The sequence below is a fragment of the Marinobacter sp. EhC06 genome (genome assembly GCF_001650915.1).
Lineage (GTDB): Bacteria > Pseudomonadota > Gammaproteobacteria > Pseudomonadales > Oleiphilaceae > Marinobacter.
The window spans coordinates 46451-66938 of sequence record NZ_LXYO01000003.1; the positions used below are offsets into that span (position 1 = coordinate 46451).

A 20488-nucleotide genomic window follows, 5' to 3' on the forward strand; every position below is an offset into this window, starting at 1 on the left:
TCTCCTCTCAATGAATGGTTCTGGCGCCAACGATGACCCTTTTTGAGATCATGTCTTGCAGCCAACCGGTAAAATTCGTTTCATTCAGAACATCGTCACCGAACGCTTCGGCAATACTTGGCTGTTTCCTGAGACGATCGAGCAGCGCAATTTCCTTTTCAGAAATGGCTTCCGCCATGCCTCGCCAACCCGCTCGATAAACCAGAGCGTTCTGGCCTCGGCCTTTGGCGATCATTCTTTTTGCTTGAGCAAAGCTGAGTGTGTCTTGAGGGGTGTGGCTTTTGTGTGCTTCCCATATGCTGACGATTGGATAAACGGAACTGAAGAACTGAAGCCCGCTATTTAGAATGAGCCGACAGGACGAAAGATCCTCTCCGATCGCAGCAAAGCTCTCGAAGTCCACTTCTTGGTACTGGCTGCGCTCAACCCGGCCCACGTAGTTGTCTAGTCGCGCCACGTCGGAGAGATAGGGAACCCGGTCTGAAATCCGATGCGAGATCATCCAGCTCGGAAATCCCCAGCCGAAATCACTCCAGTCGCCGCTCTGTTTCCGGATCATTCTGAAATAATCCAGGGCCAGTTCCTCAAAGGCCGCCGGTCCTACCAGTGCCTTCACCGTCGGATAACTGAGCTCAAGGGCTCGAACCGCCTTGGCCTCCACCCCGAATCGATACACCTCCGAATTGGGCAGCGCCGGTTCGTTGGTACCGCCAAACAGGAACGCCAGAAACTGGCTCTGGTAATCAGACAGATTCATGGCTGTGCTCCCTGCTCAATACCCGGCGTTGTGCTTTTCTGGCTTTGGTGGCTTCCCCAAGAAGTTTGCGCCACGACGGGAGGTTGTTGTCCCATTCGATCAACGTGGGCCTTGGGCCGATCTCTCGGATCACTCGCCCATAGGCGTGCCATCCAGCCTCGGATACCGGGCAGGCATGGTCATCAATCAGTAGCTCTTCCCTATCCACTGGCGTAGAGCCTGCAAGATGAATTTCCGCAATGGCGGAGTGATCGAGAGACGCAACGTAACGGTCAACAAAATCCGCCGGTTCGCCGACTTGCGCATTCCGGGCGTTCACCATCACGTTATTGATATCAAGAATTAAGCCGCAGCCCGTGCGGGCAACGATTTCATTCAGAAAAGCGGCCTCGTCGAAATCATTGTGGTCAAACTCGATGTACGCACAGACGTTCTCCACCGCGATCTGGCGGCCCAGGGCCTGTTGCATTCGGTCAATGTTGTTCACCGCATGCCTGAGACTGTCTTCGGTGTAGGGGATGGGCAGAAGATCCCCACCATGAAAGAGGCGTCCACCAATCCTTGCCCAGGTAAAACACAGGTGGTCTGACACCAATATCGGGTTTACCCGGTCCACAAGACGTTTGAGTTGCCTGAGGTAATCGTCAGGAATCGCCTCAACGGACCCGAGGCCTGCCGAGGTGCCATGAAGGCTGATTGGCGTGCTGGCCGAAACCTCCTTCAACAGATCGACAGCGATTCCTGCCTCCGCGAAGAAATTCTCCGAGTGCACCTCAAGAAAATCTACCGAAGGGGCGTGCTCGAGAGCGTCCTGATAGTGGTCTGGTCGTAACCCTACCCCAACAGTGCTGCTCCCGGGTTCCGGCCTGGCTGGGACTATGTCCTGACGGTTACTCATGCCACTTAACCTTTGCTTTTCTCAGCAATGATTTTCAGGGCCGTTTCCTTGTCAAAGCCACCCAGGTCTTCACAGGTGCCCTTCTCGACAATCTTGTACTCACCCGGGTCGTTGGCGACTTTCGACTGCCCTGCACAGGAGTGCGTTCCCGCAAGGTTGGCACAATCGTTACCGCCAACCGCTGAGATGCCGTAACACTTTTCCTTGCCACCAGCATGTGCGAGGGGTGCAGACATGGCGCCGGCCAATGCGGCGGCCAATGCCGCGCTCAAAAGAAGCTTCTGGTTCATATCGATCACCTTCAAAGTGTGGTTCAGGGTCCTTGACCGGAAATGCCAAGGACCCTGGCACTTGCTCATATCACTGGCAGAGAATTACAGCTCGGCTGCTTCCACAGTTTTGATCTCAGGCCAGATGTCGTTGGCATTGGCGATGAAGCCAGGTACATCAGTGAGCCAACGCTTCTGCACGTCTTTGTTCAGGTTCAGGTAGAGCTTGTTATCGACAATGCGCCAGGCTTCAGGATCAACGTCGAATTTCTTCTCCATGGTTACGCCGAACGCGCAGTAACCACCGTACTGGGGCGCATAAGCACTGGGGTCGGCACGAAACTGATCACGATTCTCTGCGCTGGAGAAGTGGTAGATCGCGTTCTTGTAGGTAGCGGTGTATTCCGCAGAACCCTTGGTGGCTTCTGAATCGGAAAAGTAGGCCACCGGATCGTAGCCGCTGATGGCAACATCATTGGCATCGGCGTTCATATCGATATCGGCAGCAAAAGCACCAAAAGCGGCGCTCATAGAGGCAACAGCAACGAAGGCACGAAGTTTCTTGGAACGAGTCATTGGGTATCTCCTTTGAATGAATGATGACTACGTTTGAAACATTAAGGCCTGGAGGGGTACTGAATGAGTACGATCGTTCAAACTTCTATGCCAATTATCTGGAGTGCTTATGGACAGGCTTTCTTACATTCTCGACCAGCTCAACGTGAACGCCGGTGTGTTCTTTCGGGGCCAGCTCTGCGGACTCGCTTCCTTCGAAGAAGAAGGAACCGGCTACATCCATGTACTCCGTTCGGGGGTACTCGACATCATGGAAGGCAACCGAGAGAAGATTACGCTCACAGAACCAACCATGATTTTCTCAGTGCGGTCCCAGCCCCATCAGCTTTTCGGTGCCAACAAGGAAGGCGCCGAGATGATTTGCGCGTCAATCAAGTTCCAGACTGGCTCGCGCAACCCGGTCCTTGCGGCGCTACCTCCATCAGTCGTACTTCCCCTCTCTTCTGTTCAGGGCCTCGGATCATTCGTGGATGTGCTGTTCGCTGAAGCCGAAGCTGCCCAGGAGGGGCGGGACGCTGTTATGAACCGACTGGTCGAGGTGGTTTTCGTGAATGTGCTCCGGCACATTGTCTCCGAAGGGGAAACACCCAAGGGAATACTCTCCGCGCTTGCGGACCGACAGCTCAGCAAGGTCCTGAATCGGATTGACAGCAACCTTAACGGGGACCTTTCCGTGGAGAAGCTTGCTGAAGTTGCGATGATGTCCCGCTCGACCTTTATTCAGCACTTCAAGAACGTGCTCGGTCTGGCACCTGGCGAATACGTTCAGAACGCCCGGATATCCGCAGCAAAAAAACTCATCCTGAAGGACAAACCCATGTCGATCGTGTGCTTTGAAGTGGGCTATGAGGACGCATCCGGATTTTCCAGGGCCTTCAAAAAGAATACTGGTATGACTCCTAGGGAGTGGAAAAAGCTGAATGCGACAGCCGCCGAGGCGGAGAATGCCGAAGCTGAGTAAAACGCCAACGTGGCGTGATCGCTGGGCAACAAAAAACGGGCAAGGATGCTGAATCCTTGCCCGTTTTTCTTGTGGTGCAGCGTTTACTTCAGAACAACCTGACCGCGGATGAATTTTTGGCCGCTGTACGGGCTGCTGACGCTCTCGCTGTAATCGTCGTTGTCTGACTTTCTGTCGGCCAGAGTGGCGCTGGCGGACGCCGAGATCAGGGCGATGGAAACAAGAAGCAGTGCTTTGGCAGTTACGTTTTTCATGATGGGTTTCTCCAGTGGTTGATGTTTACGAGAGAAATAGTAATCACTGGAGCACCTCTACAAAGGGACAGGCGTTCTAGTTAATGGGCCGATTGTCCAGGCCGGGTTTGATCACGGTCAGCGGACCGCAATCGAGCGCTCTGGCCGCCATCGCGTTTGCCCAACACTCTTTTGCGACCCGCTCGATCACGCTCCGGATCCAGATAATGCCCGGGTCCCGGTCGTGGCGGGTGTGCCATGCCAGATACAGGCTGGTGGGCTCCACCTCAATTGGCAGACTGGTGATGGAAATACCTGCGCAGAATTCACAGTCGCCGGTAATCACTTCCGGGATCGTAGCAACCAGGTCGGAGTTTCGGAGCAGATTTGGAACTGCGGAGAAATGGTTTACCGTTACTGCCACGCGTCTCTCCAGGCCACGCCTGTTGAGTGTATCGTCGACAACACCATGGGCCTCACCCGACATGGTTGCCAGCAGATGTTGGGCACTCAGAAAGGCATCAAGATCAACTGGCCGGCCACTCAGCTCATGGCCACTTCTCATGGCCAATACATAGCCGGTATCGAACAGCCAGAGGCTTCTCAGGCTGTGATCGTGCTGCTCGAAAAACCCGATCACGAAATCGACACTTGCTTCACGCAGATGATTCGCTGCGGTAGCCGGCGAGAAAGGCACCGCATGCAGATCAATCCCCGGCGCACTTTTCTGCAGCTCGGAAACCAGGGGTTGCCAGATCATCTCGAGTATCAGATCAGTGACGGCGACCCTAAACGTTCTGCGGGATTCACCGGGCGTAAAGCGGGTGGAATTTACGGCGTTGGAAAGCTCGTGCAACGGATTACGGATCTGGTCCCAGAGACTTTGGGCATAGGAGGTTGGCTCCACCTGCCGGCCGCGCTTCACGAAGAGAGGATCTTTCCAGGCCGTCCGCATGCGGGAAACAACGTTCGAAACCGCTGGCTGGGTCATGCCGAGGCGGTCCGCAGCTCGTGTGATTGAGCCTTCCGTCATGATGGCGCTGAACACGTGTAACAGGTTGAGTTCCTGGTTTTTCATGGTGCCTCCCTCGTGTTTGATGAGGACGTTATAGAGTGATCCTTACTGCACAGACGTCCAGCGGGCCTATCTGTTACTGAAGCTGCGCAAGATTCCCGTCAACTCCGTTAACCTGATTGGCTGGACAATGCGCGGGCTACAACCTAGGATCATGCATATACACTTCATAAGCAGGAGCCCAACATGTCTGAGCAGTCTGTCGATCAGGAAACAACGCCTCTTGACGTTGCCAGAACCTGCGCGGCTCTTTACTCCCGTGTTTTTTCCAGGCTGGTAACCCGTCACTACAACCATCACCTTTCCGATACCGGTCTCAGGATTACCCAGTTCTCAATTCTGAATGCCATCAAACTGTCACCCCCAAACTCTATCAACGAGCTGGCGGAGCTACTCGGCATGGAGCGGACATCACTTCAGCGAACGGTTGAAAAACTGATTGCCAAGAGCTTGCTGCAGTCCCAGCCAACAGGCCACAAGCGCTCACTGGGCCTGGCTCTGACGGCGGAGGGCGAGGAAATATATCAGCAGGCATTGGTAAGATGGGAAGAAGCTCACGGTGAGTTTACCGATATGGTAGGGGCAGATGACTGGTCGGTAACCGTAGGCAAACTCCGGCACTACAGCGGCAAGCTTCAGTCTTCCCTGTGATATTGGTTCAGACCTCGTCGCGCATGGACTCGAGCAGGGCTTCGACCTCTGCCTGAGTGTAGCGAGGGGTTATGTGTTGCGGACAATTCCAGTCGAAGGCTTCGACGCGAATGATCATGCCCTTCTCTACCTGGGCTTTGTAACTTTGGTCCTGCAAGTGCTCGAGAATTGAAGACTGTTCGTGACCGACCAATGCCATCCTGCCAAGGAGTTTCAGTCTTCTGCGGTTAGGATAATCCATCAGGAACAGCGCCACGCGATCATTGTTCAACACGTTACCCGTCGTCACGTACTGACGGTTGCCCGAGTAATCAGCAAACCCGATGGTCGACTGGTCTATTACCTTCAAAAATCCGGCTGGCCCACCCCGATGCTGGATGTAAGGCCAGCCTGTCTCACTGACGCTGGCAATGTAGAAGCTGTCCCGAACTTCAATGAAGCTGCGCTCCCGATCCCTGAGCAGATGGTTTCGGTCGGGGCCGGTCTCAATGGATGAGTAACCCGACCGGCTGCCCATTTCCTCCTGAACCCGCTTAACGGTCCGGGTAAAAGCGATTTCCGCAAACTTGTGCGCCATGATGGGCTCCTAAGATTCTCTTAGCTTTCTGTTCCTGTTAGCTATCAGTAACCCGGCCGGCTCAAGTGTTACATCGCGTCGCCATTATTTTTAGACAGCCTCAATCCCTATTTTTAGCATCCTGGCGCCCTGCTCTAACGAGCGTGAAAACTGAACTCATGAATACCCAGCCGAATCCAATCACGCCAACATTGATGCCTAATAGAGTCTTTTCCGTACCATCCGGATGCACCATTGATCCGCCGTATGAACCCTGTAAGGCGTAGGCTGCAAGGAAACCGCCGGTGACCACCAGCGCAATAACACTTGCTTTGCCCCTTCCATCGACAGACATCCAGGTAAGCCACAGGGCAATCGCACCGAGAGAAGAGTTGGTAATCAGTTGCCACACTTCGTGCAATCTCGCATGGGCTACCCAGTCCGGGTTGAACACGTGGGTGTCGTTGATTTCCAAATACGGGACAGCAATTGCGTAAAGTGCGATTGATATTGTTAACAGTATCTTATCAAGCATTCTTCATGCTACCTGTGAGTTAAAAGTGGGAAAGCGTCAGGTTTGACAACTGCTGTATGCGCCTGCCAAACCTGCCTCAATTCATGGGCCAGGCGCGCTTAGCGCTCTTCCCAAATACCTGTTCTGGCCACTTCTTCTGCGAACACAGCAAAGTCTTTCGGCGGGCGACCAAGTGCCTGATGAACGCCATCGGTCAAATGAGCGTTACGGCCGTCAAGAACCGTTGCGAATAGATAATCCAGCATCCAGACCACATCCTCGGGCGCCCCGGAGTTCTCCATGTCTGTGATAAAGCTCTTGTGAGGCACGTCGATGAATGAAATCTCGCGACCGGTCGCGCGGGAAAGATCGTTGGCCACGTCTGCGAATGTCATGAGTCTTGGCCCCGTCACTTCATAGATGCGCCCGCTGTGGCTGTCCTGAGTCAGGGCCGCAACAGCCACGTCTGCGATGTCATCGACATCAACGAAAGGCTCGACCTGATCGCCTGCTGGCAGAGTGATGGCACCATTCAACACCATGTCGATGAATGCGCCTTCAGAAAAGTTCTGGTTAAACCAGCTAGCGCGGACGATGGTCCATTCGAGGCCAGATTCCTGGACAATGTCTTCGCAGGCTTGAGCCTCGGCTTCGCCACGGCCGGATAACAGGACGAGCCGCTTCACGCCGCGTCGTTTCGCCAGGCTCACAAACGCCTGGATAGCGTCGGTTGCGCCGGGCATGGCCAGGTCTGGTGAGTAGGTGATATAGGCTGAAGTGACGCCAGTGAGGCAAGGGTCCCAGCTTTTTTCGTTGCCCCAATCAAAAGACGGGATGGCCGAGCGGGATCCAACTCGAACCTCATAACCGCTGTCTTTCAGCTGATCAACGACGCGTTTGCCGGTTTTTCCGGTACCGCCTACGACAAGAATTGTTTGATGTGCCTGATTGGATGGTTTCATTGACTTGCTCCTTTTTTCTTAAGTGCAAGTCAATTTTCGAGGAACAGTATTGTTTGTTATTGCCCCAGGGTGCCAGAGTTTGTGCAGCTGGCGACAACTTCGAACTCAGCTTCAGCGAGTTCGAAGTCGATAGGATCGTGGAGTCTGTCCCGCCCAGCGCTTGAAAGCCCGAGTGAACCCACTCTGCTCAGCAAATCCGGTCAGGAAGGCGACTTCGGCAAGACTGTAATCTGTCTCGCGCAGAAGCCTCTGTGCGAGATCCTTCTGCGCCATGTCGACGACGTTTTGAAAGGAATAACCCTGCTCTGACAGTCTTCTTTGCAGTGTCCGTGCGCCCAGATTCAGTTCGGACGCAATCCGGGAAAGCTTCGGTACCCCTTCGCTAAGCACGTTGGCGACTGCACGCCGGACCTGTTGTTGCAGGTCGATCTCGCCCTTAAGGGAGTTCAGTTGCTGTTCAAGATGTCGGTCAAAAAACTTGGCGATGGATTCATCGCCCAGCCTGTTGGGGATTTCGATGCTCTCTTTACTTACAAGCACCGCATCTCGTCCCGTCTCGAAATGGACCGGGCAACCGAAATGGTTCTCGTACACTCTGGTATCGCCTCTCGGCGCATGCTTGAAATAAATGGCAAAAGGAATGAAATTCGAGGAGCTGACTTCTTTGCTAATGGTATATACCGCCGACATGCTGGCCTCATTGGAGAGCAGCATGCCCGGACAACCATCCCCTGCTTTTTCAAGGTTGAATAGGAACCCCTCTGTCGTTTCCTCAAGCGAATACGTTTCTGCACTGCCAAGAACATGCCCGTACCGCTCTGCCCTTGTAAATGAACCGCGCAAGGTCGGCGCGGATTTCCAGGCCAGGCCAAAGGCGCCGTACTCGTCGCTTCGCATTGAGGCACCGATTTTCAGCGGCAATGAGAGGCCATTGGGATCTCGATCAACCAAAGCAGCAAAGAAATCATAATACTCTGTTGAAGACACCATCTGAGTGGGATCAATGGGGCCGTCCACGGGAAGGCCAAGTTTACGTATCAAGTCCCGCGTTTCGACGCCCGGGCTTGCCTGACTGACCACCTTGTAGACATACAGTGAAGTTATTTGAGCCATGGCAACATAGATAATCCATGTTCTATTGGTTGTGCAACCTCTTCAGCCTTGTCAGAAAGCGGCGCCTCTGGCGCAGCATATGGAGGTACATCTGTACGGCAAAGACGAACTAGGGGTATTTGCATACGAGCAGTAATGGTTTCTGCATACGCCAGGGTCGGACTTTTCTTCGTATACTAACTATAAGCTTGGATGCGATACCGATACCCGACTTAAACCACTGGAGGTTTAAAACCTATGAACATTATCCCCGTGATTACTCTGTTTGGCGGATTGGCGGCATTCTTCACTTTGGCCATTACGCTCAGATATGCCGCCGGCAAAACTCAGATGATTCAGAAGCAGAACGACAACCAGCTCACCGGCTCTTAAACGGCAGTAGCGTTCAGCCACCTGGATTGCTTGCGAGTTCCTTGAGGGCCCTCATTGCCTCATCAGTCCGATCACTGGGCACAAACATGTGGTCGTGATAGAAGCCTGCAATAACGTTGGTGGTAATGCCCCGTTCGGCCAGCAGGCTCGTCACCACCGATGTCAGGCCCAGAGCCTCAAGGCTGGAGTGGCCTTCAAGGGTGATACGCCTGAAGACTCTGTAATAGTCCAGGCCCTCGGCTTTGGCCTCTTCAAGCGGAATAACCAGAGTCAGCCCTTCCAGTTCAGCAATGCTGACAATGGGCTTAAGGTGTTCCAGATCCCCGTACTTTGCCTTTGGCACAGTGCAGTAAACGTACGTCGTCTCATCCAGTGTTGGCGAGAGCTGCTTAATCAAATCCTGCAGGAACTGTGTTCGCATCATTTTGACTGTCCTTAGGCCGAGGGTCGTTAGAATTCATTGAGGAAGTTTGGCAGCGCTGATTTTCAAACAAATCCTCTCTTTAAAATAGCAAACAGATCACTGGAGCGCCTTTTCCACGGCCTCCAGAAATCCAATCATATCCACCACCTGTTCCGAATCCGGATCAACGGTTTTGCCCTTCAGGTCTGCAGTAACAATGCCCCGGTCGACCGTGTCGGTTAACGCGACCTTCAATTGAACGGCGTATTGGCTCAGAGGCTCGTTCCCCTCTCTTTCACCGAGAGTCTCCAGGGCATTGGCCAGCGCGAAGATCAACGCCGACGGATTGAAATGGGCCACTTTCCCGTCGCTCTCCAGATACTTCAGGTACAGATCATGAGCTGTGCCATGGGGCGCCTCGAACAGCATGGTGCCGTCCTTGCTCTCGATGATCGAACTGGCGGTCGCCAGACTGCCACCGAGCGCCGCTGAAATGTCCGAAAAGATGTCGCCATCCAGGTTCTGGGAAGGATAAAGAGCGTTCCTGGGTGGATCTGTGATCATCTTCTTGAGCTGGCTCGAGGGCCGCATGATCATGAACGAGGGCGGCGGCGTGTGTTCGCTGGCCAGTTCCCGACGCACTTCGGTAATTACGTCGCTGTAGACTTCGTCGTACTCCATGTACTCGCGCTTAAGACCGAAATACACCTCTTTGTCCTTGCGCGACGCATCCCGGAAAACCTGCAGTACCCAGTCCTTGATGGCTTCCCGGTCATTGGACATGAGCAGCATGGGATCGCCCTTCCTGACCCGGCGGGCATGCTTCTCGTCACCGTCGACAATCACCTTGAGAATGCCATCCTCCTTCGCCGCCATGTTGAAGCTGCCATACTGGTCGCCGCCACCGGCACTCATACGTGAGATGGACACGTGGGCACCCCGGCCCGGAATGCCAAACTCGCGAAGCTGATTGACCAGCTTGAGCAGTTTACGGCCGGTGGTGTTGTCCGGCACCCCCCAGAGTGCGCGCTCCGGCGGGTTGGAGACAATGCGCGCAGCCTGGGCATCAATAAGCTCGTAGTAGTACTTTAGCCCCAGATCTTCGATCTGCTTCTTATAGTCGCTGTGATAGATGTCCTCGATCACCGAGCGCATGGCGCCGTCATAGCCTGGGATCACGGTGTCTTTAAGGCCCAGGTACACATCGCGTTTTTCTGCGATGGCCCGCTGGAAGAAACGGTGGGCCCAGGCTTTAACATCCTCGATGTCGTTGGTAGCAAGCAGCCACGGATCGCCCTTGCGAATCTCTCGCCGATGCAGCTCTACCGGGTCGCCACTGCTGCCCACAAACATCAGTTTGACCACACCGGTTGCCATGGACAGCTGGTTGAAGCTGTCCTTGATGCCACCGAATTCCATGGTATCCACCTCAATATCGCGCCCTACCCACTCCGGCCGGCGGATATTGAGGTTGCGGAACTTGATGTCTTCCCGGGTAATGTTGCCGCTGATACCCTTCCGGATAGCACCGTTGGGAGACTTGTTCGCCAGCGGATGCAGGTTGTTGCCATCCACATCCGGATGCTTGCGGAGCAAGTCCTCCAACTGCTGACGGTTCACCGTCATACCAGCATTCTTCACGCCCACGCCGTGGCGCTGGAGCGAATCGATGGCATCGATTACCACCCGGCCATTGGTCAGCAGGCGGTTTTCCGCGGACAGATCGATTTCCTCAAGCTGAATATCAAGCCGTGAGCTCACGAACTTCTTGAGAATATGCTCAAACGCAACCTGGGCCATTTCGTCGCCGTGAAGGATCACGAGAGGCGAGGTCACACTGATTCTGCTGTCCATGAAAGTCTCCCTGCTGTTGGTTGGCGTGGTTAGTCCTGCTGCGATGCCGTTTGTTTTATACCCAACCGCTCGTTAACGGCATCCCGGATCTCCCGATAGCGCTCGGGATTCTTCGCCAAAGTATCCAGATTGTCCTCGGGGAATATTTCTTTTCTCTTTTTACCCGCTTCCTCACTGGTAAAAATAGACGGCAAAAGCTGTTCCAGGCAACGCAACATGACTTCCGGCGATACCGAAGCTCCCGGGGATGCGCCCAGCAATGTGCCATAGGTCTTGTCACTGGATACCAGGATCTCTGTGCCCATCTGCAGGTCGCCATCCCGGATGATCTGAACTCGCTGGCCTGCCTCGACCGCTTTCCAGTTGAACTTTTTACTCATGCCCGGGGCGAAGCTGTCCAGTTCCTCGAACATGCTCTTTTCACCCTTGAAGGTTTCAGACACCAGGTACTTGACCAGTGGAAAGTGCTCAAGAGCCACGTTGAGCAACCCTGGAATATCATGCAGGCGCATGGCGCGCAGGTAATCCAGGAAGCCACGGCCTCTCTCAAGCACCGGTTTGAACGAGGCAAAAGGACCGAACAGCAAATAATATTGGCCATTGGCTACCCGCAGATCCAGATGCGGGACAGACATTGGAGGCGCACCAACCTTCGCTTTGCCATAGGTCTTGGCCCGATACTGCTCAGCCTGCTCGGCGCTGATCGGAGCCTGAAGGAAGCGGCCGCCAACCGGGAAACCGGTGAATCGGCGGGCGAAAGGCAGGTGGCTCTTCTTCAGGATCGGGAAAGCTCCACCCCCGGCACCGACAAACAGCACGTCTGCCTTGTACCGACGATCAACTCCCCTGCTCTGCGTTTCCACCAGCCAGCTACCGGCGGGGCTTCGATGCACACGTTTGACGTGGGTGCCGTATTCAATCTTTACACCCAGATCCTTAACCGCATATTCGGCCATTTGCTCGGTCAACGCCCCGAAGTTGACGTCGGTACCCGTTTCGATAACCGTCGCCGCCATTTTTTCATGGCGAGGGCGCTCTTCCATGGTGTACGGAATCCAACTCTTGATCTGGTCGAAATCCTCGGAGTAGCGCATCTGTTCGAAGAAATGGTGCGCGGACATCTCGTTGTAACGAAGTTTCAGCTCAGGAACTGATGGTTCAGAGACGATGGTGCAGTGCTTGGTCTGATTGATAAACGACTTGGGGTCCTTGATGGCCCCCTTCTGGATCAGATAGGCCCAGAACTGCTTGGCCACATTGAACTGGGCATGAATCTTCTCAGCCTTTTCGACCGAAATGACCTCTTCGTCCACCGGCGTGTAGTTCAGCTCACAATTCGCCTCGTGCCCGGTGCCGGCGTTATTGAAGACCCAGGAGTTTCCCGCCCCGGGACCGTCCAGTCTTTCAATAATCGTGATATCGAGTTCCGGTGCCAGCTCTTTCGCCAGGGTGGCGAAGGTGGTGCCCATGATTCCCGCGCCAATAACAATTACGTTCATGCGTTCTACCCGCCAGAGTCAAATTTCTGCAATTATTCAGCAATGTTTGCTGCAAGGACGGTAGCACGCTTTTACCATTTACGAAAAAGCGCTCGACAAAGCAGTCAACGGTAATCGTTGCATCCGCAGTACCTGCCTGTTTCCCGAGTTCAATTCAGCCGAGTCTCGAGATCGCGAATTAGCCGCTCAGCCTGAGGGTCATTTGGGGACGCGTCCCTCAAGCGCTTGGCCCAATTCAGAGTTTCCGAAAGCCGGCCTTGCTGCATAGTCAGAAATACCATCGCGTTCAGCAGTCCCGGGTCCTCAGAATGTGTTTTCAGCCCATTGAGAAGGACCTGTTCAGCAGAATCCAGGCGTCCTATTCGGACAAGTACCAGGCCATGGTTATAGGCCACGCGAGGGTTCTCGGGGCTGAGCAGCTCTGCTTGTTCAAACCGGACCAGCGCCTCTGGGAGATCGCCAAGTTCGACAAAAACGAGCGCCAGGAGATAGGCCATGTGTCCACGATCCGAGGCGGGGGTTTCTTTTCGATCGACACCCTCAACAAGCACTTTGATAGCCAGATCTGTCCGGTCCTGCTCGCTGGCGAGGGTCGCAAGATTGACCCGCGCCGGCGTGAAGTCCCCATCCATCCTGAGCGCTCGCTGATAATGATCGATCGCCTCCGAATACCTGCCTTCACGATGCAGATAGACCGCGAGGTTCAGGCGCGTTCCGGGAAGCGTCGCCATCTCGTGAAGACGTTTTTCGTAGTCCGATTTTAGCGATTCAATACGTGCACGGTTCTCCTCCGGAAATTCCAGAATATCCACGCCTGCAAGAGCCCGGATAGCCTGGTCCCTCACGGCTCTGGGTTGGTCCGGCGCTAGCTGTCGTTGCAACCAGTCAACGCGAACCTCGGTTGGCAACATGGCAGCGCTGTTCGACGCATAGGCCTGAACCAGAGGCTCGTTCGACAGCAGCCCTGAACGCAGTGCCGATCCGGCCTGCGCACCAAAGCCGATCAGATGTTCGCCAGCAGTTGCCCGCGCTATTGGCGGCGCATCCAGATTGCGAATCAGTCCGGCAAGACGAATAAACGCATCATCCTCTTCCTGGCGGAATGCGCTCAACGCTCTCGCAAAGTGCTGTGGTCTTCTGGGCGACTCGAACCAATCATCGATGACGGCAACAGCCCATTCCGCGGTCTTATCATCGTGACAGTCGTTGCAAGCGTTCGGACTACCGGTGGTCAGAGTCAGATCAGGGCGAGGAATCCGGAAACTGTGATCCCGCCGCGGGTCAACAACCATGTATGTCTTTTCAGCCATATGGCAACTAACACACATTGCTCCTTGCGAATCCAGGGGATGGTGGTGGTGAGCCGCGGTCGCATAGTTGCCCGCTTTCAGGGAGGGAAATCGATCAGGGGGCGAAGCATTGTGGCACTGGAGACAAAGGCCGTTACCTTCGACCAGCAGGTCCGTGGTGTGCGGATTGTGACAATCCAGGCAATCAACCCCGGCGGCCGCCATTTTGCTCTGGGTGAAAGATCCGTACACATATACCTCACCCTGAATCTGGCCATCAGGATGGTATAAATCCGGCCTCAAGGTCGCGGGCAAGGCTTTGTCGAGATAGGACTCCTGAGCATGATGTCCGTCTTTCAGGGCCTGGCGCCGGCTGTGGCAATAGGCGCATGCCTCTACCACTTGCTCACCGTCCATAGCCCTGAAGTCGAGCTTCAGTCCCATATCCTTGGCACTGAGTTTATCGCTGGCACTGCCTTGCTGGTTGTCCGCCCATTTGATGTGATCCTGCCCGGGCCCGTGACAGCCCTGACAGCCAACATTCTGTTCGTGCCAGGTGGTCGCAAAGGTATCTGCCTGCGAATCGTAATTCATGCTCAGATTGGTGGAATGACAGTCCGCGCACATGGCGTTCCAATTCTGGTAACGCCCGGTCCAGTGCAGAGCGTCATCAGGCGCGAACCGCTCGCCCGGATAGAGCGAAAACCAACGCTGGCCCCCGTCTTCCCGGTTTCGGGCATCCCAGGCAATAGTTACGGCCTGCAAGCGCCCGCCCGGAAATTGAACCAGATATTGCTGGAGTGGAAAGTACCCAAAAGTGTAGGCAATCCGGAACTCTTCAGGCACACCATTATCGCCTTCGGTTTCAACAAAGTAAGAGCCATCCCGCCTGAAGAATCGGGCGCTTACGGCGCCATCATTGAATATCTTGTCGTCGAAGGCGCCGAGCACCCATTTCTCCGTTGCTGGCCGCATTGCCCAGGCATGATCGGAATCGGCCCATTCGTCAGTGGCCTTCTGATGACAACCTTCGCAGGTCGACGCTGGCACGTAGCCCTGCCCCTCCAACGCCAGACCTGGCGGGGTGTCCGGCCAGACCAGCGCCGGCATCAGACTTGAAACGATCAATAAAATGCGAAGGAACAAAACTCTCCGAAGACTGGAACAGACCCCTACTCGGAAACGGGCACAAAGAACCCGTGACAGCCGACAGGAAAGAGTCATACGTCAACACCTTCTGTCCCTTGTCCGTTATTGACCATCGTTCGGATAGATCACTTCCCAGTCAGACTTCATATCGACCACTACCCAGCCCCGGTCCGGGGCTTCATCAAGCGCCTGATCCAGTTTGCCGACGTGGCTTTTACGATCGTACGCCCATTCACGCTCCGCGTCGGTGTGATGAACGATAACACCAAGGCGTGGACCCTCACCTGCGGTGGTCCATTGCAACATCTGGAGATCGCCATCTGAGTTTCCGAAAGCGGCAATGGGCCGTCGGCCAATATGAAGGTTGATCCCAACCGGCTTTCCTGCCTTGTCGTCAATGAAGTTCAGTTCCGGGATTTTCACCAGAACGGGCTCACCATCGCGCATTTGAAATTCTGTCTTGATGCTGGAACCAACCACCTGTTCCGGCGGTACGCCGTAAACCGCCTCGGAAAATACCCGCATAAGCTCTACGCCTCCACCGGACACAATAAAGGTTTTAAAACCGTTGGCGCGCAGGTAATCCAGCACCTCCAGCATCGGTTGATAGACCATTCCGGTAAAGGGCTTTCCAGTCTCGGGATGCCGGGCCGTCTCTAGCCAATCCGCCACCTCTGCTTCAAACTCGTCGGTCGTCATACCAGCATGGGTCGCCATGATGATCTTCATCAACGCTTCCTCACCGCCAGCCAGCGCCGACTCAAGATCATTATCGAGGATACCTTTAAACGGTTGTTGATCCTTCCACTCAGGGTGGGATGGTGCCAGAGCTTTTACCCGATCAACCGCATAGAAGAGCTGGCTATAGGCCGGTTTCTCAGCCCACAGGGTCCCGTCGTTATCGAACACCGCGATACGCTCCGCCGGTGGCACATAATCAGGGCTGTCTTCTTCGGTAACGAGTTCAACGAACTCCACAATTGCCGTTTTGCTCGCCCCGTCGTTCCAGGAAGGTAAGGGTTCCGCAGCCAGCGTGGGAGACACGAACAAAAACAGGACGATCAGGGCATATCTCGCAAACATAAGCTGGTCCTTCAGTTAATTTGCAGGAGGCGCGCCTGACCACAAGGGTGCCAGGCGCGCCATGGGGTGAGGCTCACGAATCAGCGTGTCCCACCTGTCTCCTTGAGTTTCTCGACAATACCTTCGAGATTAAACGACCCTGGCTTCTGGCTCGGTGGGTAGTCGATAAATGTCTGCGCATACTTGGCCGCAGCTGCCTGCATCGGCACCAGAATAAATGCGTGATCCAGGAACCAGTCATTGTAGGTGTTTGAGTTATGCTGCGCCTTTTCGAAGGGGTCACGGCGAAGATTGAACAGCAGGGGCACACGCAGCTCAGTAAACGGCTCACGCCAGACCTCAAAGGCTTCTCCGCGGTTCTCATAGAACACGGCCTTCCAGTCGCCCAGACGGATGGCGACCATCTCACCGTCGTCGTTGAAGTACCAGAACTCCTTGCGTGGGGAGGCGGCGATATCGTCATTGATGGTTTCGAAGCTGCCTGCCTTGGACAGATACTCGGTCATGTCGTAGCCGTCGAGATGATTCTTGTACTCCCGCCCGATCGCCTCATAGCCATCGAGCAGGTCTTCCTTGAGGTCATCCTTGCCCGCAGCTGCGGCAAATGTGGTCATCCAGTCTTCGTGGGCGACCAGGCCGTTGATGGTAGTACCGGCAGGAAATTCTCCGGGCCAACGCACAAAGGCGGGCACACGGTATGCCCCCTCCCAGTTGGAGTTCTTTTCACTGCGGAACGGCGTGGTGCCGGCGTCTGGCCAGGTGTTGTAATGCGGGCCATTATCGGTTGAATAGAACACGATGGTGTTGTCGGAGATGCCCAGCTCGTCGAGGTGGTCCAGCAGTTCGCCCACATGCCGGTCGTGTTCAACCATACCGTCGTGGTATTCGTTGCCGCTCGCCCCGCTTATTCCAGTATGTTCGTCTTTGACGTGGGTACGGAAGTGCATACGAGTCGCGTTCCACCAAGTGAAAAAGGGCTTGCCGGCTTCGTGTTGGCGCTTAATAAAGTCTTTGGCAGCCGCAAGCGTTTCCTCATCAACGGTCTCCATCCGTTTTTTGGTGAGCGGACCCGTATTTTCAATGTCTTGCGTACCGTCGTCGTCAACAGTCACCTTAAGCACACCCCGTGGCCCCCACTTCTCTGCGAAGGTTTCCCCGCTGGGTAGCACGTAGTCGCCCGGGTAGTCCCTATGCTCCGGCTCTTCTTCCGCATTCAGGTGATAAAGGTTTCCGAAGAATTCGTCGAAACCGTGGTTGGTGGGCAGGTGTTCATCCCGGTCGCCGAAGTGGTTCTTGCCAAACTGACCGGTGGCGTAGCCAAGAGACTTCATAACCGCCGCAATGGTGATATCTGTCTCCTGCCATCCCTCTTGGGCCCCAGGGAGGCCGACCTTGGTCATGCCGGTACGAACCGGGCTTGTACCGCCAACGAAAGAGGCACGGCCAGCGGTGCAGGACTGTTGGCCATAATAGTCCGTGAAGGCGATACCTTCATTGGCAATGCGGTCGATATTAGGAGTGGTGTAGCCCATCATGCCACGGTTGTTGTGGCTGATGTTCCATGTACCAATATCATCGCCCCAGATGACGAGGATGTTGGGTTTCTCTCCCTCAGCGCCCTGAGCCAGCGAACTTACCGAAAGTGCAAGACCTGCGGTAAGCCCCATAATGAATCTCGCGGATCTTTCAAACCAAAAAGCCATCACAATTCTCCTCACGTCAAACAGCCGTCGTTCTCCGACACTGCCGAATGACATCCTCAAGCCGTGATGGCTACTATTCGGTCAGGAACGTCCTATTCCCTAAACACAAAATTAAATCTAGATCAGAGTGTTTGCTTTGCCAAATATCCAATTGGAATTTTAGCCGACGTCTCCCGGTTGCCCTCTGGAAGGATTTCTTTCTTTCGTTTTAAGGGTTTTAGCAGTTTCAGGCGGCTCAAGAAAATCTCGACAAGAGGGTCTACCCCTAAACCGCAGTTTACGTTAAGGTAAACGTCACCTGGCACGAATCACACCAGATTCTGCCAGGCTGTCTACAATGACATTAACTACACTCCCACAAGGAGTGTTTGTTCCTCAGGCCACTACCCCAGGAAGAGGATTATGACAACAACAAAGTCCAAAGTTGTGTATTCCCCAGTGTTTACCGACGGTGCGGAATTTCGTATTCCCACGTTCAAGCTTCTGAAACAGGACGGCAAGCTCTACAAGAGCGCCAAGGCTCCTGATCTCGACAAAGACAAGGCCCTTCGGATCTATCGGGCGATGGTCACCACCCGAATACTCGACGAGCGCATGCTAGCCGCCCAGCGACAGGGCCGCCTGAGCTTTTACATGCAGTGCACCGGCGAAGAAGCCGCCGTGATCGGCAGTGCGGCGGCACTGGATGATGGCGACATGATCATGGCGCAGTATCGGGAGCAAGGCGCCCTCGCCTATCGTGGCTTTACCATCGACGAATTCATGAACCAGCTGTTCGGCAACGAGATGGACTACGGCAAGGGCCGCCAGATGCCGGTGCATTATGGTTCGAAGAAGCTGAACTACATGACCATCTCCTCGCCACTGGCCACCCAGATTCCCCAGGCTACCGGCTATGCCTATGGCCAGAAGCTTCGCGGTGAAGGGCATTGCACCATTACCTATTTCGGAGAAGGCGCCGCATCCGAAGGCGATTTCCATGCGGCCCTGAACATGGCGGCAGTTCATCGCGTACCGGTGATCTTCTTGTGCCGCAACAACGGTTATGCCATTTCCACGCCGGCCGCCGAACAGTTTGCTGCCGATGGCGTTGCACCCCGGGCTTACGGTTACAAGATGGACGTGATCCGGGTGGATGGCAACGACATTCTTGCGATGTACCAGGCCACCCAGGAAGCCCGAAAGCTGGCTGTGGAATACAACCGCCCCGTATTGATTGAGGCCATGAGCTATCGCCTGGCTGCCCACTCTTCCTCCGATGACCCCTCCGGCTACCGCAGCAAGGACGAAGAGGCTGTGTGGCGTGAGAAAGATCCGATCCTGCGCATGCGCCTATGGCTGGAAAGCAAGAAATGGTGGAGTGAGCACGACGAAAAGCAGCTCCAGGAAAACATGCGCCGGGAAGTGCTTGAAACAATGAAGCGAGCCCAGAAACGGCCACCACCGCCTCTTGAAACCCTGGTGAGCGATGTCTACGACGAGGTCCCGCCAGCGCTGGCTCAGCAGTTCGACAAATTGAAAGCCCATATCCGCCGGTATCCGGACGAATACCCGAAGAGTGCGGAACACGCCAAGGGAGGAGCATGAGATGACCAAGATGAATATGCTCCAGGCGATCAACAACGCCCTCGACACCGCTATGGCAGAAGACGAGCGAGTGCTGTGTTTCGGTGAGGATGTGGGCGTCTTTGGCGGCGTTTTCCGTGCCACCAGCAACCTGCAACAGAAATATGGCAAGGCGCGTTGCTTCAACACGCCGCTGGTAGAGCAAGGCATCATCGGGTTTGCCAACGGCCTTGCAGCCCAGGGCTCCGTGCCGGTGGCCGAGATCCAGTTTGCCGACTACATCTTCCCGGCGTTCGATCAGATCGTGAACGAATCCGCCAAGTTCCGCTATCGTTCAGGCAACCTGTTCAACGTGGGCGGGCTGACCATTCGCGCGCCTTACGGCGGCGGCATTGCCGGTGGTCTGTACCACTCACAATCACCGGAAGCCTACTTTGCCCACACCCCGGGCTTGAAAATCGTGGTGCCGCGTAACCCGCACCAGGCCAAAGGGTTGTTGCTCGCAGCTATCCACGATCCCAACCCTACCCTGTTCTTCGAGCCCAAGCGGCTTTACCGGGCCTCGGTGGGTGAAGTGCCAGATGAAGACTATCGCCTGCCTTTGGGCGAGGCCGAAGTCACCAAGGAAGGCACGGATGTAACGATTCTGGGCTGGGGCGCCCAGATGGAAGTGATTGATCAGGCCGTGGAACGGGCCGAGAAAGATGGTATTTCCTGTGAGGTCATCGACCTGAGGACCATTCTGCCCTGGGACGTGGAAACCGTCGCCAACTCCGTGTTCAAGACCGGACGGCTGGTGGTCACCCACGAAGCTCCCCTGACCGGCGGCTTCGCCGGTGAAATCGCCGCCACGATTCAGGAACGGTGCTTCCTGTATCTGGAGTCTCCGATCGCTCGGGTAACCGGGATGGACACCCCCTTCCCGCTGGTGCTGGAAAAAGAGCACCTACCCAACCACCTGAAGGTCTACGAGGCCATCAGGGCGAGCGTTGAATTCTAGGCTGA

General features: G+C 55.1%; 21 protein-coding genes. 5 read left to right on the top strand and 16 right to left on the bottom strand.

What is annotated here, in order from left to right:
* Positions 1 to 7 precede the first annotated feature (7 nt).
* From A8B84_RS03355 to A8B84_RS03370, 4 genes are all read right to left on the bottom strand, one after another.
* Positions 8 to 757: a DNA-binding domain-containing protein gene (locus A8B84_RS03355; RefSeq protein WP_064227953.1), complete on the bottom strand. Its 750-nt coding sequence runs from the start codon at positions 755 to 757 to the stop codon at positions 8 to 10.
* Positions 744 to 1655, bottom strand: coding sequence for a DUF692 domain-containing protein (locus tag A8B84_RS03360; protein WP_064227954.1), 912 nt, complete (start codon positions 1653 to 1655; stop codon positions 744 to 746). Before A8B84_RS03360 ends, A8B84_RS03355 begins: the two co-directional genes overlap by 14 nt.
* A 5-nt stretch (positions 1656 to 1660) precedes the next feature.
* Positions 1661 to 1945 carry a DUF2282 domain-containing protein gene (locus tag A8B84_RS03365; RefSeq protein WP_064227955.1) on the bottom strand — a complete coding sequence of 95 codons (285 nt, stop codon included), beginning with the start codon at positions 1943 to 1945 and terminating at the stop codon, positions 1661 to 1663.
* 84 nt (positions 1946 to 2029) lie between these two features.
* Positions 2030 to 2500 carry a YHS domain-containing (seleno)protein gene (locus tag A8B84_RS03370; RefSeq protein ID WP_064227956.1) on the bottom strand — a complete coding sequence of 157 codons (471 nt, stop codon included), beginning with the start codon at positions 2498 to 2500 and terminating at the stop codon, positions 2030 to 2032.
* A gap of 109 nt (positions 2501 to 2609) precedes the next feature.
* Between A8B84_RS03370 and A8B84_RS03375 the strand changes: the two genes are divergently transcribed.
* Complete coding sequence (locus A8B84_RS03375) at positions 2610 to 3461, top strand: AraC family transcriptional regulator (RefSeq protein WP_064227957.1); 852 nt, start codon at positions 2610 to 2612, stop codon at positions 3459 to 3461.
* Between the two features lie 83 nt (positions 3462 to 3544).
* On the opposite strand, the gene A8B84_RS21630 is transcribed toward A8B84_RS03375, so the two are convergent.
* Entirely contained in the window at positions 3545 to 3715 is a 171-nt protein-coding gene (locus A8B84_RS21630) for a hypothetical protein (protein WP_162841243.1), read from the bottom strand.
* Positions 3716 to 3791: 76 nt separating this feature from the next.
* Positions 3792 to 4772 carry a LysR family transcriptional regulator gene (locus tag A8B84_RS03380; protein WP_064227958.1) on the bottom strand — a complete coding sequence of 327 codons (981 nt, stop codon included), beginning with the start codon at positions 4770 to 4772 and terminating at the stop codon, positions 3792 to 3794.
* Between the two features lie 183 nt (positions 4773 to 4955).
* On the opposite strand from A8B84_RS03380, the gene A8B84_RS03385 reads away from it, so the two are divergent.
* A complete protein-coding gene (locus A8B84_RS03385) occupies positions 4956 to 5420 on the top strand; it encodes a MarR family winged helix-turn-helix transcriptional regulator (protein ID WP_064227959.1) in 465 nt (154 codons plus the stop codon).
* 7 nt (positions 5421 to 5427) lie between these two features.
* Here the strand turns inward: A8B84_RS03385 and A8B84_RS03390 are convergent, their stop codons facing one another.
* The 4 genes from A8B84_RS03390 to A8B84_RS03405 all read right to left on the bottom strand — a co-directional run bounded on the left by A8B84_RS03390 (position 5428) and on the right by A8B84_RS03405 (position 8565).
* Complete coding sequence (locus A8B84_RS03390; protein ID WP_064227960.1) at positions 5428 to 5997, bottom strand: pyridoxamine 5'-phosphate oxidase family protein; 570 nt, start codon at positions 5995 to 5997, stop codon at positions 5428 to 5430.
* Between the two features lie 100 nt (positions 5998 to 6097).
* The gene (locus A8B84_RS03395) at positions 6098 to 6511 is read right to left on the bottom strand and encodes a hypothetical protein (RefSeq protein WP_064227961.1); all 414 of its coding nucleotides are present in this window, start codon (positions 6509 to 6511) and stop codon (positions 6098 to 6100) included.
* 98 nt (positions 6512 to 6609) lie between these two features.
* A complete protein-coding gene (locus tag A8B84_RS03400) occupies positions 6610 to 7452 on the bottom strand; it encodes an NAD(P)H-binding protein (RefSeq protein ID WP_064227962.1) in 843 nt (280 codons plus the stop codon).
* Positions 7453 to 7563: 111 nt separating this feature from the next.
* Positions 7564 to 8565: an AraC family transcriptional regulator gene (locus tag A8B84_RS03405; RefSeq protein WP_064227963.1), complete on the bottom strand. Its 1002-nt coding sequence runs from the start codon at positions 8563 to 8565 to the stop codon at positions 7564 to 7566.
* Positions 8566 to 8802: 237 nt separating this feature from the next.
* On the opposite strand from A8B84_RS03405, the gene A8B84_RS21960 reads away from it, so the two are divergent.
* Positions 8803 to 8937 carry a hypothetical protein gene (locus A8B84_RS21960; RefSeq protein ID WP_264753885.1) on the top strand — a complete coding sequence of 45 codons (135 nt, stop codon included), beginning with the start codon at positions 8803 to 8805 and terminating at the stop codon, positions 8935 to 8937.
* Positions 8938 to 8950: 13 nt separating this feature from the next.
* Here A8B84_RS21960 and A8B84_RS03410 read toward each other — a convergent pair whose 3' ends face one another.
* The 6 genes from A8B84_RS03410 to A8B84_RS03435 form a co-directional block, all read right to left on the bottom strand.
* Positions 8951 to 9361, bottom strand: coding sequence for an ACT domain-containing protein (locus A8B84_RS03410; protein ID WP_064227964.1), 411 nt, complete (start codon positions 9359 to 9361; stop codon positions 8951 to 8953).
* Positions 9362 to 9457: 96 nt separating this feature from the next.
* Entirely contained in the window at positions 9458 to 11194 is a 1737-nt protein-coding gene (locus A8B84_RS03415) for an isocitrate/isopropylmalate family dehydrogenase (RefSeq protein WP_064227965.1), read from the bottom strand.
* Positions 11195 to 11223: 29 nt separating this feature from the next.
* A complete protein-coding gene (locus tag A8B84_RS03420) occupies positions 11224 to 12693 on the bottom strand; it encodes a malate:quinone oxidoreductase (protein WP_064227966.1) in 1470 nt (489 codons plus the stop codon).
* Positions 12694 to 12842: 149 nt separating this feature from the next.
* Positions 12843 to 15128: a tetratricopeptide repeat protein gene (locus A8B84_RS03425; protein ID WP_201257851.1), complete on the bottom strand. Its 2286-nt coding sequence runs from the start codon at positions 15126 to 15128 to the stop codon at positions 12843 to 12845.
* A 105-nt stretch (positions 15129 to 15233) separates the two neighbouring features.
* On the bottom strand, positions 15234 to 16214 hold the full coding sequence (locus tag A8B84_RS03430; protein WP_064227967.1) for an HAD family hydrolase: 981 nt from the start codon (positions 16212 to 16214) through the stop codon (positions 15234 to 15236).
* An 80-nt stretch (positions 16215 to 16294) separates the two neighbouring features.
* The gene (locus A8B84_RS03435) at positions 16295 to 17917 is read right to left on the bottom strand and encodes an arylsulfatase (RefSeq protein WP_201257852.1); all 1623 of its coding nucleotides are present in this window, start codon (positions 17915 to 17917) and stop codon (positions 16295 to 16297) included.
* A gap of 402 nt (positions 17918 to 18319) precedes the next feature.
* Between A8B84_RS03435 and A8B84_RS03440 the strand changes: the two genes are divergently transcribed.
* On the top strand, positions 18320 to 19504 hold the full coding sequence (locus tag A8B84_RS03440) for a thiamine pyrophosphate-dependent dehydrogenase E1 component subunit alpha (protein ID WP_064227968.1): 1185 nt from the start codon (positions 18320 to 18322) through the stop codon (positions 19502 to 19504).
* Position 19505: 1 nt separating this feature from the next.
* Positions 19506 to 20483, top strand: a complete 978-nt coding sequence (locus A8B84_RS03445) for an alpha-ketoacid dehydrogenase subunit beta (protein WP_064227969.1) — start codon at positions 19506 to 19508, stop codon at positions 20481 to 20483.
* Positions 20484 to 20488: the final 5 nt, after the last annotated feature.